Source organism: Chloroflexota bacterium (genome assembly GCA_020850535.1).
Lineage (GTDB): Bacteria > Chloroflexota > UBA6077 > UBA6077 > JACCZL01 > JADZEM01.
On the sequence record JADZEM010000123.1, the window covers coordinates 156,542 to 170,828 of the forward strand.

Below are 14,287 nucleotides of genomic sequence, written 5' to 3' on the forward strand. Positions count from 1 at the left end.
CTGACCCCGGCCACCCGGGCGTGCTCGCCCGTCTGCCCCTACACCAGAACCACGGTGGAATCCGCCCGGTGAGCATCCGGGGTAACCTCACCCCCCGCTCGTTGCCGCCGTCTCAGATGAGCCGTACACTCAGGTCACAGGGCACGGCGTGGCGCGCACACCGCCGCCACGCCGTTCTGCCACGCCGTTCTGGAGAGTCCCACGGTGGCCGATCACGGCACGCTTGATGTCCTGCTGCGGGCAGCCCGCGCACAGGTCGGCATCTCGCAGGCCGAGCTGGCGCACCGTGCCGGCGTCACCCGGCAGGCCGTGAACGCTATCGAGGCCGGCAAGGCCGCCCCGACCATGCCCGTCGCCCTGCGGCTGGCACGCGTCCTCGGCCGACGCGTGGACGACCTCTTCCGCCTCGTGGACGAGCTGCCGAGCGTCAGCGCTGAGCTGCTGGCCTCGGACGACCTTGCCGCCGGCGAGGCGGTGCGGGTCCAGGTCGCCAACATCGGCGGACGGATCGTCGCCCGGCCGCTGACCGGCCCGGCCGGCGTCGCGCTGACGCTCCCGCGCGCCAACGGCATCGCGCGGCCAGTCTCAGGCCCGCACCCAGGGGAGCCGGCCGCCACGGCTGGCCGCCACCCCGTCCGCGTCGAGCTGTTCGCCGATCCAGACCATCTCGACAGCACGCTGGTCGCCGTGGGCTGCGATCCGGCCACCAGCCTGCTGGCCGAGCATCTGCGCCGCCGCCACCCCACCATGGAGCTGGCATGGCAGGGCGGCAACAGCCTTCAGGCCCTGGAAGCCGTCAGCAGGGGCGAGGCGCATCTCGCCGGCACGCACCTGCTCGATCCCGAGACCGGCGTCTACAACGTGCCGTTCGCTCGGCGGCTGCTGGGCGCTGACGTGCGGCTGGTCACCTTCGCGGTCTGGCAGCAGGGGCTGATGCTGGCCCCCGGCAACCCCCTCGGCATCCAGCACGTCGGCGAGCTGGCAGCACCCGGCCGGCGCATCGCCAACCGCGAGCCGGGCAGCGGCGCGCGCGCCCTCCTCGACGCCGAGATCGCCCGCGCCGGACTTCAGCCCGCCCAGCTTCCGGGCTACGCCACCGTCGTTCGCAGCCACCTTGCCGCCGCCGAAGCGGTCGCCGCCGGCCTCGCCGATGCTGCCGTTGGCGTGCGCGCCGCCGCCCAGGCGCTCAGGTTGGCGTTCCTGCCGCTGGCCGACGAGCGCTACGACCTCGCCATCCCCGCGCGCTTCTTCGAGCTGGCCCCCGTCCAGGCCTTGCTGGAGACGCTGACCAGCCCGCTGTTCCGCCTCGAAGTCGAAGCGCTCGGCGGCTACGACGTCACCCCGATGGGCACGCTGGTCGCCGCCTGACGCAGACGCCTGCTGGCGTTTGCCGCGGCGGGTACGTCCTCCGCATCGCAGCCCGCACGATCTCCTCCTCAACGGCATGGGGGGGCGAGGGCCTCGCTCTTGACCCATTCTGTCAACATGTCAATGCTGTCGGAGGGGTATCCCCCGCCCGCCGCCTCGGGCAGGGGCCATGTCGATCCTACGCCAGCGCCGGCCGCCGCCGTCGCCGCGCCCGCTGGAACGTTCGCAGCCGGTCGTCTACCCGTTCCTCCAGCGAGGCCGCCCCGCCAGCCACCGGCAGCGGCTGCTCGTGGCGGATCGGGTGCGGCTGCCGCCAGCCGCGCGGACGCCACCGCACCGCCCGACTCGTCACCTGCGCGAGGCTGTCGAAGTAGGTGTAGGCCACCGGCACGTACAGCAGTGAGAGCAGCGTGCTCGTCGCCATGCCGCCCACCAGCACCGCTGCCAGCGGCGCGCGCCCGGACGAGTTCTCGCTCAGGCCAGCCGCCACCGGCAGCATGCTGAAGATCAGCACCGCCGAGGTCATCAGGATCGGGCGCAGGCGATGCGGCCCGGCCTCCTCCAGGGCTTGCTCGCGGGTGTGCCCGTCCCGCCGCAGATCGTTGGCGCGGTCCACCAGCAAGATCGCGTTCTTCCCCACCAGCCCGAACAGCGCGATGATCCCGATGAAGCTCGCCACGTTCAGCGTCTGCCCGAACAGCAGCAGGCCCAGGAACGCCCCCACCGACGCCAGCGGCAGCGCCGTCAGGATCAGGACCGGCTGCAGCCAGCTCTCGTAGAGCACCGTCAGCACGAGGTACATCAGCACGATCGACGCCGCGATGCCCAGGATCAGCGCCGTGAACGAGTTCTGCTGCTCCTCACCCGTGCCCGCCAGCTCCCAGCGCATGCCGCTCGGCAACGGCGTCACGTTCATCACCTTCGTGGCCTCTTCGGTCGCCTGCCCCAGCGGCACGCCCAGCGGCTCCGCCCCCAGCGTTGCCACCCGCTGACGATCCACCCGCGTGATGGTCGTCGGCTTCTGCTGGCGCTCCAGGTGTGCCACCTGTTGCAGCGTCAGCATGCGGTCACCCCGCTGGATCAGCGGCAGGTTCTCCAGCGCCCCGGCCTGGTTGCGGACGGCCGCCGGCAGCGTCACCCGGACGTCGCGCTCCTTGCCGGTCGGCTCGGCCCACTTCGCAACCGTCGCCCCCTGGTAGGCCACCCGCACCGACGTGCCGATCTGCTGCGCCGTGATCCCCAGGTCGCGCAGGCGCGGGAGATCCGGCCGAATGGTGATCTCCTCCGCCGACGACAGGCTGTTCGTCACGTCCGCCAGCTCCGGCAACGCGCTGAGCGCGGTCTTCGCCGACTCGGCAGCCTGCCCGAGCTGATCCAGGTTATCCCCGAAGACCCGGATCTGGACCGGCTGGCCGCTCGGCCCGCCCTCCGAGTTGCGCCGCGCCTGCATCTCGGGGACGATCTGCTCGCCGCCGGTGATGGCCGCCCGCGCGATCTCCTGACCCGTCCGCGTGCGGGTGCTCGGCTTGCCCACGTCGAGCGTCACCTGGATCTGGCGCGGGTTCCCCTGCGCCCCGATCTGCACGTAGGCCGAGTGGATCTCCGGGAACCGCTCCTTGTCGAGCAGCAGCATCTCCCAGCGGCGGGCCGCCCGGTCCGTCGCCTCGACGGCTGTGCCGGCCGGCAGCTCGCCCACCACGCTCTGGGTGTCCATGTCCCCTTCAGGCACGAACTCGCTGCCCAGGTTGGCGACGATCAGCCAGTTGGAGGCGAACACCAGCAGCGCCCCGACGATGACGACGGGCCGGTGCCGCAGCGACCAGTGCAGAACCACCCGGTACGCTGACTCCAGCCGCCGATAGCCCGGCTCGAAGAGGCGCGCGAAGCGGCCCAGCAGGTTGGGCTTGCCGCCCTCCTGGTGCCCCGACTTCAGCCAGCGCGAGGCGATCAGCGGCGTCAGCGTGAAGCTCACCAGCAGCGAGGCCAGCGTCGCCGCCACCATCACGATGGCGAAGGCGCGCAAGAACGCCCCGGTGATGCCGCTGATGAAGATGATCGGCCCCCAGACCGCCACGTCCACCAGGGTGATCGCGATGGCTGCCATGCCGATCTCGGAGCGGCCGTCGATGGCCGCCGTCCTCGGCTCCTCGCCGCGCTCCAGGTGGCTGAAGATGTTCTCCAGCACCACGATCGAGTCGTCCACCAGCACGCCGATAGCCGTCGTCAGGCCGATCAGCGACATACCGTTGAGCGTCTGCCCCGTCAGCTTCATCACGATCAGCGCCACCAGCAGCGAGGTCGGGATCGCCAGCATGACGATGATGGTGCTGCGGACGCTGTGCAGGAAGAAGAACAGCACGATCCCCGTGATCAGACAGGCCAGCTCCAGCTCGTGCTGGACCTCGGCCACCGTCTCGCGCACGTACTTGCTCTGGTCGATAACCAGCTCCAGCCCGAAGCCCCGCGGCATCGTGCTGTTGATCTTCTCGACCTGCGGGATGACGGCATCGGCCACCTGGGTGATGTTCGCGCTGGACTGCTTGTAGACCAGCAAGCCGGCCGAGGCCTGCCCGTTCAGCCGCAGGATCGTGTCCGACTCCTTGCCGCCCATGAAGATGTTCGCCACGTCGCGGAGCTGGATCACGCCGCCGCCCGGGGTGTTCAACGGAACCCCCTGGAGCGTGGCGAGATCGCCGCCGCGCGTGTCGAGCCGCAGCGAGGTGCTCTGCGTGTTGGCCCCGCTGCCCGTCTTCATCTGGCCGCCGGACGTCGCCAGATACTGCTGCTGGACGGCCGTCGTCACGTCGGCGATAGTCAGGCCAAAGGCACGCAGGCGCTCCGGCTGCACCTCGACCTGCACCTCAGGCTCGCGCCCCCCGACGACGGTCACCCGCCCGACGCCCGGCACGCCTTCCAGGCGCGGCCGGACCACGTCGTTGGCGATCTGGTACAGCTGAACCGGGTCGGCCTCGCCCGTGCTGGTCACGGCAAGGTTCACGATGGGAATGTCGTTGAAGTCGAGCTTCGAGTAGCTCGGCTCCTCGACCTCGGAGGGGAGGTCTCGGCGGGCGCTGCTGACCTTCTGCTGCACGTCCGAGGCGGCGATATCGACGTTCACGCCCTCCTCAAACTCGATGGTGATCTGCGAGAGGCTCACCTGCGAGTTGGAGGTCATCGTCTTGATGCCGCCCAGCGAGGAGATCGAGTCCTCGAGCGGGCGCGTCACCTGCTCCTCGACGGTCTGGGCGCTGGCGCCCGGGTAGACCGCCGTGACGGTCACGAACGGCAGGTTCAGCTCAGGGTTGTTCTCTAACCCCAGGCTGAAATAGCTCATCGCGCCAAAGAGCGTGAGCGCGAGCGTGACTGTCAACGCCACCACGGGGCGGTAGACAGCCAGGCTGGTCAGTTTCATCTGCCCTGTCCCTCTCCCAGCGGAACGGCCCGGCCGAGCATCTCGACCGGGCCGCCCACGTCACCATCGATGTCGGGCTGCGAACGTTACGGTCTCACGATAAGACGGAGCGCGCGGCTGTTCTGTTGCACCCGAAACACCTCCGCTGCGAGGCCTCCGACACCTCTGCTACGCCAGCATGCAACCTGGACGCCCGAACGGACAGCCGCCAACCGTCCACTGGACCTTGCCCGCTGGACCCGACCGCCCTGCGCCGTGGGCGCCCCCCCGCGATCGATCGTCCTGCGACCCGATCCTGCCCGCCAGCATGTCGCCTGCCCTCACTGACCCAGAACCGCACTGGGGCTGCCCGCGATTCCCATACGAACACGCGTTCGGGCGATCATAGTCTGAGACGGGTGGTGCATGTACACAGGCCTCGGCGCAAACGCACGAAGTCGTCGCTTTGCGCGTCGTGCGCTGCAACTGCGCCAGCCAGGCACCCGCTCCCCGTCTCGTTCTCGTGAGACGGCCGTCGCTGCGCCGCCAGCCCACCGTCATCGCCTGCGACGTGGCTCGGCAGCCGGGTACATCGGCAGGGGGACGCTGCCGCCCGCCAGCCGCGCTGCCTGCCACAGTATGGGGTACCACGGCATGGGGTACCATTGTCCAGAAGCACGTCGCCGACGCGCCCAGGAAGCCTCCACAGTATACGTTGTACGGAATTCTGGATCAAGCGCGGGCGCGGCGCGTTCATCCTGTTGACAGCCTGCTCCCTGCTGCCGTTCCTTGTGAGGCCCTGCTGATGCCGCCCCGCCCGATGCACCCGATTCTCAACAAGCCGCTCGAACACTCGACGCTCGAAAAGATCTGGATCCTGTTCGGGCGGGCGCTGCTGCTGCGCTGCCCGGCCTGCGGACAGTTTGGCATGTTTGCCGGGGTGTACAAGCTGAAGGAGACCTGCCCTGGCTGCGGCCTGCGGCTCCAGCGCGACGAGAGCGGCTACGAGCTGGGCGGCATGGCGATCAACCTGGTCGTCGCGGAGGGCCTGTGGGTGATCGGGTTCGTCTCGATCCTCTACCTGACCTGGCCGAACCCGCCCTGGGACGCTCTCCAGTGGGGCTCGGCGATCGTGATGGTGGCGCTGCCGCTGCTGCTGCTCCGGCATTCGCGGATGCTGGCACTGGCGCTCGATCTGCTGATCCGGCCGCCCGAGCGCAAGGAGCTGGTGCGGCCCCAGACGCCCCGCCCCGGGCAGTAGTGACCTATACGAATCCCTCGCAGACGGGGCGAGGGAGATCTGCGGCACCAGGTCGATCTAGGGACGGTCGAGCGAATCGACCATCGTTTGCAGACGCATCTGGCAACGCAGAAGGCTGGGCGCTTCCTGGGCCGCCGCGGCCGGGCGCCAGGACGTGTTCACGAACTCGATCATGCGTCCTGTGTAGCCAGGACCGACGCTCCGTCCGCTTCCAGGCGATGGAACGAGATCCTCGCGAACGGTTCTACGGCGAGAGCGACGCGCAAGATCAATCAGCGAGCGCTTGGGATCAGGCAATTGCTCAGGGTGCACCGGCACAATGCGAACGGAGATCCCCAGGAAGTCTGCCACGGACTCGCGGTCAGCGAGCAGCCACGCTTCCGCTTCGCAAACTGCAATCCGAAAACACATATGCTCGGACGGAGCAGGCAGCCAACACGTTCGGACATCCCCCGGACAGGGGCCATCCTGGTCGAGATCGACGATCACGAGCCAGGGATCGAAAGCTGCCGCGCGATTGTAGCCGTCCAGGCTCGTGAGCAACGGGGCACGGCCGCGTCTACCGTAGACCGGTCCGACAGCCGCGCCGGCCTCTTCGAGGAGCCGCCGTCCGATTGCTTCATCTACCATGCCCTCAACGGCACATGAAACTGCGACAACCACCGCTCACGTACCGAACAAGGCGAGTTGAATTACATCAGGGGGCTGCGTCATTGGCAGAAGCGCATCAGCGAGGCTGACGCCACCATCGAGGAGCGGCTGGATCATCTTGAAGTCTCCAGCAGGCTGCACAACCGTGCCTTCTTCGCCGGGGCGCAGCACCAGGACTTCATCCAGGCGGATGCCGGGGTCTTCGAGCAAATCCCGAGAGTGGCTGCTGCACACAATCTGGCGGTTCGCCCGACGCTGCACCCGGTACAGCAACTGAGGCAGCACCTTGACGACTCCGGGGTGTAGTGAGAGTTCAGGTTCTTCAAGAAGCAGTGGTCCGGTCCCGTCCAGAACCGCCCAGAGCAGCCCCATCAACCGCAACGTTCCATCCGAGAACTGATCCTCTGTTTGCCACGCGCCAGTCGGCCGCCAGTGCTTGTATTTGCCGCGCATGTGGGGCGTTCCGCGCGCATCTCGCCACAACTCGATCTCGGAGAGTTGTGGGACGGCAATGCTCAAGGCTTGCTGTACACGTCGCAATCGGGCCTGACGGACCTTCTCAGACGTCCGCGTAACCTGCTCTAAGAAGTCTCCGCCGAACGGATCTTCGACCCGTCCGATGGAGCGATCAGGCTCGCGCACCAGCTGCGGCACCATATGGCGATACCGTACCGAATCGAAGAAGTCAGCCACATCGCGAAACTGGCGATTCTGGTTGATCTGCTCCAGATGGGTCTGGGTCAGTCGCTCGGGGTCAACCTCATCCTCAGCATCAGGGCGCTCAAGAAGGGACACGCCACGCCGAACGATTCGCTCATGCGTGATCATGGGTCTGCGCTGATTGTCCTGCGTAAACCGAAGCTCGTACTCCCAGAGATCACGCTCGTCGTTCGTGCCGAACCCGGCGCGAACAACAACCTCAGGATAGCGTCGCGCGGCGAGGCTGCGAAGGCGTGACACGCCGCCACGCTTCCCAACGGCAGCCTGGAAGCCGCCGCCAACAGCGACAACATCACGCAGGAACTTGATGGCATCCAGGAGGTTCGACTTCCCAGAAGCATTCGGACCTACCAGGAAGACACGCTGCTGCAAGGCAACATCCGCGCGCGTGAAGTTGCGCCAGTTCTCCAGATGGAGAGCCGTGAACCTTGTCGGTCGCGGGGTGGCATCTGTCACGCTGACGTTCCATCTTCTGTATGGGTAAACTGGTCGGATTGCGCCAACGAAGCATAACGGATGTGCAGGTACGAGCAGCGACCAGGGAGGGATTCTCGAGTCACTCACTAGACTTACTTGACTTTCGTGTAACCTGCCCGGTATCCTCTCCGGTCAACGGTGCTGTCCTGGGGCATGTCTCGCTCGGCTGACGTCACGCTGCCCCATTCCCTGGCAGCATGACCTTCGGAGTGGCGTGCATGGCGGATCAGACCAACGGGCAGCCCGGCGGACAGGTGGCCGTGGCCGACAGGCAGACGGTTGTGGCTGACAGGCAGACGGCCGTCTCCGACAGGCAGGCGGCCGTGGCCAGCGGACCGGTGGCGAATCCTCAGCTTGCGCTGGCGTACGGGCGTGTCCTCGGTGGTGACACCGGCTTCGCACAGGTCTGGTTCGATCAAGCGGTGCTGGACAAGTACCGCGCGGCCACCGGGTATCGGGTCATTCGGACCAACTCGGCCGGCCGGGTGCAGATCCGGGGCGGCTGGACGCTCGACTTCGGCATCGCGGACGACGGCCGCCTGATCCACGCGTCGGCGTCCGACCTGGCCCAGCGGCTGCCAGCCGCCGAGCGCCGGCACTGGACCGGATACCTCATCGGGCTGCCGGTCAGCCCGACGTTCCTGACGATGCGCCTGGGCGCGGGGCACTGCCTGGACGATGGCGAGATCCGGGAGTGGCGCGAGGCGGCCGACTAGCGACGGCCAACGAACGAGAGCCTGAGGGACGGTCGGCAGGTGCGAGCCGACCGTGTGGGCGCTGCGCGAGCGGTCGCGTGGCGGCAAGTGCGCCGACGGCAGTGCATGCGCTGGACGGTGCGATCTCCAGGGGGGAGCGGAAGCATGGCGACGGAGTACGCGAACGGAGCGGCCCTCGTTTCGACGGACTGGGTGGCCGAGAACCTGAACAACCCGGCCGTCCGGCTGATCGAGGTCGATGTTGACACGACGGCCTACGATCAGGGGCACATCCCCGGGGCAGTCGGCTTCAACTGGGCGACGCAGCTCACGGACCAGATCCGCCGGGACATCCCGCCGAAGGCGCAGTGGGAGGCCCTGCTGAGCGAGGCGGGCGTCTGGCCGGACCTGAAGATCGTCTTCTACGGCGACAACAACAACTGGTTCGCGGCCTACGCGTACTGGGTGGCGCGGCTGTACGGCCACACCGACGTGGCATTGATGAACGGCGGGCGCAAGAAGTGGGAGCTTGAGGGGCGCTCGCTGGTCACCGACGCGCCGAGCGTCAAGCCCTCGAAGTACCAGGCGAAGGATCTGGATCTGGCGTTCCGGGCCTTCCAGCGTGAGGTGCTCGACTACGTCGGCGCGAACGGCGGCAAGGCGCTGGTGGACGTGCGCTCGCCGGCCGAGTTCAGCGGCGAGATCGTGGCGCCTCCAGGGCTGCCGGAGACGGCGCAGCGGGCCGGGCACATCCCAGGGGCCAGCAACATCCCGTGGGCGCAGACGGTCAACGAGGACGGCACGTTCAAGTCGGCTGACGACCTGAAGACGCTGTACTCCGCGAAGGGCATCACGCCAGACAAGGACGTCGTGGCCTACTGCCGCATCGGCGAGCGGTCCTCGCACTCCTGGTTCGTGCTGTCGCAGTTGCTGGGCTTCCCGAAGGTCCGTAACTACGACGGCTCCTGGACGGAGTGGGGCAGCATCATCGGCGCGCCGATCGACAACCCGGCTGCCTCCTGATCTCGCCGCCGCTCCAGGCGGCTCCTGCATCTCTGCGCCGAACGACCGCATGGCGCTTGAGCCTGTGCGGTCGTTCGTCTATGAAACATCTGGTTGAGCAGGGCGATTGCATGACGAGCACGTCCTGCGGCCTCGTCGGGGACTGAAGTCCCCGCCTACCGTCACAGCGTCGCTGCGCGACGGCCGCCGGGAACGGCAGGCACTGGTGCGACTGGAGCGTCGCGCAGCGACTGCAGGATGGTAGGCGGGGCTTTCAAGCCCCGACGCGGCGGCACAACGACGTCAACATGCGATTGGCCTGTCGCGACAAGATGGACTAGAAGCGGGAGCGGCGGCCGAGCAGCTCTGAGGCCCGGGGGCGGAACCGTTCGCGGGTGAGCTGGTCGCCGGGGACGCGCGTCTCAGGCAGGTGCACGTCCATCGGCACGGGCTTCATCAGCGCCCGCCAGACCAGCCAGCCGAGGATCAGCAGGCCCATCACGACGGCCAGAATCGGGCCGGCCGTCGCCAGGAGCGAGCCGGGCGCTGGAAAGATCGTGCCGGCCGCCACGCCGGCGCTCGTGCCGCCAACCGGGGTTGCGTAGAACAGGATCTCGGTCATCGTGGGTGCTCCAGATGCGGCGGTTTGAGGATGCCGCCGCTGCAATTGACTCGCCAGGCAGAGTTGCAAGGGCCGGGCCAGCGTGCGCCGTCACGAGGCATGGCTCATCACGGGCGGTACCCGATCACGGGCGATACCCGATCACGGCCCGTGGCCGACCACCAGCCGTGGCCGACGGTGGCCGCCGCGCGCTGGCGCCACCCGCTCCGAGGCCAGCGCAGCCCCGCCCGAGACCGGGAGCGGCGCGCTCGACGTGCGGCCGGCCGGCCGTGTCGCTGGCCGTGACGGACGCTCGCCATGGCCCTGGCCGCCTCGCCCAGGCCGTCCGCCCAGGAACGGCAGGTGCAGCTCGAAGCGCGACAGGCGGCCCAGCAGTGTGCTCAGGCTGTCGAAGTAGGTGTAGGCCACCGGCACGTACAACAGCGAGAGGAACGTGCTGGTCGCCATGCCGCCCACCAGCACCGCGCCGAGCGGCGCGCGCATCTCACCGCCGTCGCCCCACTTGAGCGCGACGGGGATCATGCTCAGGATCAACACCGCCGAGGTCATCAGGATCGGGCGGAGGCGGTGCGGCCCGGCCAGCTCCAGCGCCGAGATCCGGTCCATCCCATCACGGCGCAGGTCGTTCGTACGGTCCACCAGCAGGATCGCGTTCTTGCCGACAAGGCCGAACAGGGCGATCAACCCGATGAAGGCCGGCACGCTGAGCGTCTGGTTGAAGGCCAGCAGGCCCAGGAACGCGCCAACCGACGCCAGCGGCAGCGCCGTCAGGATCAGGAGCGGCTGCAGCCAGCTCTCGTAGAGGACCGTCAGCACCATGTACATCAGCACGATAGACAGGCCCAGCCCGATGCCGAGCTGTCGGAACGAGCTGGCCTGCTCGTCGCCCTGCCCCGCGAACGACCAGTGGCTGCCGGCCGGCAGCGCCATGCCGTTCAGCACCTCGGTTGCCGCTCTCGTCGCCGAACCAAGTGGCACGCCGTTTGGCTCCGCGCCGATGGTTGCCACGCGCTGACGGTTGACGCGGGTGATCTTGATCGGCTTGTTCTCGATGCTCTCGGTGGCAACCTGCCGGATGGTCAGCATGGTGGCGCCCGGCTGGGTGCCGCCAACCGCCACACCTGCACCCTGGCCGCGCCGGATCAGCGGGAGGTCAGACACGGCTTCCGTGTTGTAGCGCAGGCTGTCCGGCAGGCGAACCCGAACGTCGCGCTCCTTGCCGCTGGCCTCCGTCCACTTCCCGACCACCTGCCCCTGATAGGCGATCCGCACGGCGTTGCCGACGGTCTGCGTCGAGAGGCCGAGGTCCATCAGGCGGTTGGCGTTCGGCTTGAGGGTCATCTCTGGGGCGGCCGACATGTTGTTCGTCACGTCGGCCAGCTCAGGGCGGGCGGCCAGCGTCCTGCTGGCCGTGTTGGCCAGCCCAGTCAGGGTGTCGAGGTCGTTGCCGAAGATGCGGACCGTCACTGGCTGGCCCTGGCCGCCCGCGCGCATCCCGCCGAGCCGCGCCTGCATGCCGGGCACGATCTGCTCGCCGACATCCGAGACGGCCTGGCCGACCTGGTTGCTGGTGCGCGCGCGGCTGCTGGTCTCGCCCACGTCCAGCGTCAGCGAGATGAAGCGAGACTCGCGGTCGAAGTCGGTATCGCCGCGCCCGACGACCACGTAGGCCGTCTGAATCTCGGGGAAGCGCTCCTTGTCGAGCAGGAGCAGCTCCCAGCGCTTGGCGGCACGGTCGGCGGCCTCCAGCGCGGTGCCAGCCGGCAGCTCGCCGATGACGGTCACGGTGTCCTTGTTGATGTCGGGCACGAACTCGGTGCCCAGGCGTGGCAACACCACGAAGTTGATCCCGAAGACGGCGGCGGCCAGCAGCATCACGACCGGACGGTGCCGCAATGACCAGTGCAGGACACGGGTGTACACGCCCTCGAAGAAGCGGTAGGCCGGCTCCCAGAAACCGCCGATCCGCGCCAGCAGGCCGTGCTCGTGGGCCGTCGTCAGCCAGCGTGAGGCGAACAGCGGGGTCAGGGTGAAGCTGACCAGCAGCGAGGCCAGCGTGGCGGCCACCATGACGATGGCGAACGACCGCAGGAACGCCCCGGTAATGCCGGTGATGAAGATGATCGGTCCCCAGACGGCCACGTCCACCATGGTGATGGCGATCGCCGCCAGCCCGATCTCGGAGCGGCCGTCGATGGCCGCCGACTTCGGGTCTTTGCCCCGCTCCAGGTGGGTGAAGATGTTCTCCAGCACCACGATGGAGTCGTCCACGAGCACGCCGATGGCCGTCGTCAGGCCGATCAACGTCATCGTGTTGAGGGTCAGCCCGAGCACCTTCATGACGATCAGGGCGACCAGCAGTGAGCTGGGGATCGCCACCATCACGATGATGGTGCTGCGGAGGCTGTGCAGGAAGAAGAAGAGGACGACGCCGGTGATGAGTGCGGCCAGCACCAGCTCTTCCTCGACGCCCACGACGGTCTGGCGGACCGCGTGGCTCTGGTCAACAGCCACACCCAGCGTGAACCCGGTCGGCAGCTCCTTGCCCACCTGCTCCACGACGGGCCGGACCTTGTCCACCGTCTGCGTGATGTTGGCGCTCGACTGCTTGAAGACCAGCAGGCCGGCGGCCGGCTGGCCGTTGACGCGCACGGTCTCCTCGGCTTCCTTGCCGCCGAGGTAGACCTTCGCGACGTTCCGCAGCTCGGTGCTGAAGCCGTCTGGCGAGGTGACGGGCATCGCGCCGAGGGCGTTCAGATCCGTCTCGCGGGAGTCGATGCTCAGCGTAACCTTACGAGTGTTGTCGCCGGTGCCGGTCTTGACGTCGCCACCGGACGTGCTGAGGAACTGGCCCCGCACGGCGCTCGCCACGTCGGTGATGGTCAGGCCGTAGGCGCGCAGCTTCTCAGGATCGATCTCGACCTGCACCTCGGGCGTGCGCCCGCCGACCATGACGACGCGGCCCACGCCGTCGACCGTCTCGATGCGCGGTCGCACGATGTCGTCGGCCATGCGGTAGAGCTGGACCGGATCGCCGGTGCTGGACGTGACGCTCAGGTAGAGCACGGGCACGTCGTTGAGGTCGAGCTTGACGAAGCTCGGCTCCTCGGCGTCGGTCGGGAGGTCACGGCGGACGCCGCTGACGCGCCGCTCCACGTCGCTGGCGGCGGTGTCGACATCCACGCCTTCGTTGAACTCGACGGTGACGGTGGCGAGGCTGTTCCGCGAGACCGAGGTGATGGTCTTGATGTTGCCGAGGCCGGCCACGGCGTCCTCGATGCGCCGCGCCACCTGCTCCTCAACCGACCGCGCGCTGGCGCCAGGGTACACCACCTGCACCGTGACAATCGGCAGGTTGAGCTCGGGGTTCTGCTCCAGCCCCAGGCTGGTGTAGCTGACGACCCCGAACAGGACCAGGGCAAGCGTCACGGTCAGGGCCACCACGGGCCGGAACACCGCGATTCTGGTCAGACTCATGGGAGCACCCTCTCTGCGTTGCGCGTCGGCCGCCCGGGTCCAACTGGCCCGGCGACAGCGGCCGACGTTGTGTCGGTGGCGGCGTCCGGAGCATCGCTGGCAGGCCCGGCGGCCGGGCCTGCGATGGCGCTCCGGAGGGCGTCGTAGCCGGCGTCCTTCAGCACGAACTCGTGCGCGCCGGCCGTCAGGAGCGTCCACTTGCGCTCGGGGTAGATGCCCAGGGCGACGATCCTCGTCAAAGGGAGGCGCGAGCGCAGCAGCCTGATGACCGCTTCGCTGCACAGGCCCGGCAGATCGGCGTCCACCAGCGCGACATCAGGCGTTGCTTCGGCGGCCTGGGCCAGCCCGTTCTCGCCGCGCGTCGCCAGCCCGACGACACGCAGGCCCGGCATGTTGCCGACGAGGGCCTTGAGGCCGCGCCCGACGGCCGGGTGACGGTCGATGATGAGGACGCGCTGGGGGGTTGAAGCGATCATGGGGCTGTCCTGGGCGAGAGCGCCTCTGATGCCATTGTCGGTCTGGGGCGAGCGGTGCGCCCTGGTCTGGGGGAGAGTCCAGGGGACCAGACTTCGGGCCAGACCAGGGCCAGGCATGGTCCAGGTCGGAGTCCAGGGCGGTCCTGG

At 68.4% G+C, this 14,287-nt stretch carries 10 protein-coding genes; 4 read left to right on the forward strand and 6 right to left on the reverse strand.

What is annotated here, in order from left to right:
* The first annotated feature begins 204 nt into the window (after positions 1-204).
* Entirely contained in the window at positions 205-1,368 is a 1,164-nt protein-coding gene (locus tag IT306_18060; GenBank protein MCC7370335.1) for a helix-turn-helix domain-containing protein, read from the forward strand.
* A gap of 178 nt (positions 1,369-1,546) precedes the next feature.
* On the opposite strand, the gene IT306_18065 is transcribed toward IT306_18060, so the two are convergent.
* Positions 1,547-4,780: an efflux RND transporter permease subunit gene (locus IT306_18065; GenBank protein MCC7370336.1), complete on the reverse strand. Its 3,234-nt coding sequence runs from the start codon at positions 4,778-4,780 to the stop codon at positions 1,547-1,549.
* Between the two features lie 784 nt (positions 4,781-5,564).
* Here IT306_18065 and IT306_18070 point away from each other — a divergent pair.
* Positions 5,565-6,020: a DUF983 domain-containing protein gene (locus tag IT306_18070; GenBank protein ID MCC7370337.1), complete on the forward strand. Its 456-nt coding sequence runs from the start codon at positions 5,565-5,567 to the stop codon at positions 6,018-6,020.
* Positions 6,021-6,077: 57 nt separating this feature from the next.
* Here the strand turns inward: IT306_18070 and IT306_18075 are convergent, their stop codons facing one another.
* A complete protein-coding gene (locus tag IT306_18075; protein MCC7370338.1) occupies positions 6,078-6,650 on the reverse strand; it encodes a hypothetical protein in 573 nt (190 codons plus the stop codon).
* 36 nt (positions 6,651-6,686) lie between these two features.
* The gene (locus tag IT306_18080) at positions 6,687-7,847 is read right to left on the reverse strand and encodes an AAA family ATPase (protein MCC7370339.1); all 1,161 of its coding nucleotides are present in this window, start codon (positions 7,845-7,847) and stop codon (positions 6,687-6,689) included.
* A 239-nt stretch (positions 7,848-8,086) separates the two neighbouring features.
* Between IT306_18080 and IT306_18085 the strand changes: the two genes are divergently transcribed.
* Both IT306_18085 and IT306_18090 read left to right on the forward strand, forming a co-directional pair.
* Complete coding sequence (locus IT306_18085) at positions 8,087-8,584, forward strand: hypothetical protein (protein MCC7370340.1); 498 nt, start codon at positions 8,087-8,089, stop codon at positions 8,582-8,584.
* Positions 8,585-8,728: 144 nt separating this feature from the next.
* On the forward strand, positions 8,729-9,586 hold the full coding sequence (locus tag IT306_18090) for a sulfurtransferase (protein ID MCC7370341.1): 858 nt from the start codon (positions 8,729-8,731) through the stop codon (positions 9,584-9,586).
* A 316-nt stretch (positions 9,587-9,902) separates the two neighbouring features.
* On the opposite strand, the gene IT306_18095 is transcribed toward IT306_18090, so the two are convergent.
* The 3 genes from IT306_18095 to IT306_18105 form a co-directional block, all read right to left on the reverse strand.
* Positions 9,903-10,187, reverse strand: a complete 285-nt coding sequence (locus IT306_18095; GenBank protein MCC7370342.1) for a hypothetical protein — start codon at positions 10,185-10,187, stop codon at positions 9,903-9,905.
* A 141-nt stretch (positions 10,188-10,328) separates the two neighbouring features.
* Entirely contained in the window at positions 10,329-13,664 is a 3,336-nt protein-coding gene (locus tag IT306_18100) for an efflux RND transporter permease subunit (protein ID MCC7370343.1), read from the reverse strand.
* Entirely contained in the window at positions 13,661-14,140 is a 480-nt protein-coding gene (locus IT306_18105) for a response regulator transcription factor (GenBank protein MCC7370344.1), read from the reverse strand. The genes IT306_18100 and IT306_18105 overlap by 4 nt, the downstream gene beginning before the upstream one ends.
* Positions 14,141-14,287: the final 147 nt, after the last annotated feature.

Excerpts from the sequence above, each read along its gene's own strand:
- IT306_18065 (MCC7370336.1), bottom strand. The coding sequence starts at position 4,780 with ATGAAACTGACCAGCCTGGCTGTCTACCGCCCCGTGGTGGCGTTGACA.
- IT306_18070 (MCC7370337.1), top strand. The coding sequence starts at position 5,565 with ATGCCGCCCCGCCCGATGCACCCGATTCTCAACAAGCCGCTCGAACAC.
- IT306_18075 (MCC7370338.1), bottom strand. The coding sequence starts at position 6,650 with ATGGTAGATGAAGCAATCGGACGGCGGCTCCTCGAAGAGGCCGGCGCG.
- IT306_18085 (MCC7370340.1), top strand. The coding sequence starts at position 8,087 with ATGGCGGATCAGACCAACGGGCAGCCCGGCGGACAGGTGGCCGTGGCC.
- IT306_18090 (MCC7370341.1), top strand. The coding sequence starts at position 8,729 with ATGGCGACGGAGTACGCGAACGGAGCGGCCCTCGTTTCGACGGACTGG.
- IT306_18095 (MCC7370342.1), bottom strand. The coding sequence starts at position 10,187 with ATGACCGAGATCCTGTTCTACGCAACCCCGGTTGGCGGCACGAGCGCC.
- IT306_18100 (MCC7370343.1), bottom strand. The coding sequence starts at position 13,664 with ATGAGTCTGACCAGAATCGCGGTGTTCCGGCCCGTGGTGGCCCTGACC.
- IT306_18105 (MCC7370344.1), bottom strand. The coding sequence starts at position 14,140 with ATGATCGCTTCAACCCCCCAGCGCGTCCTCATCATCGACCGTCACCCG.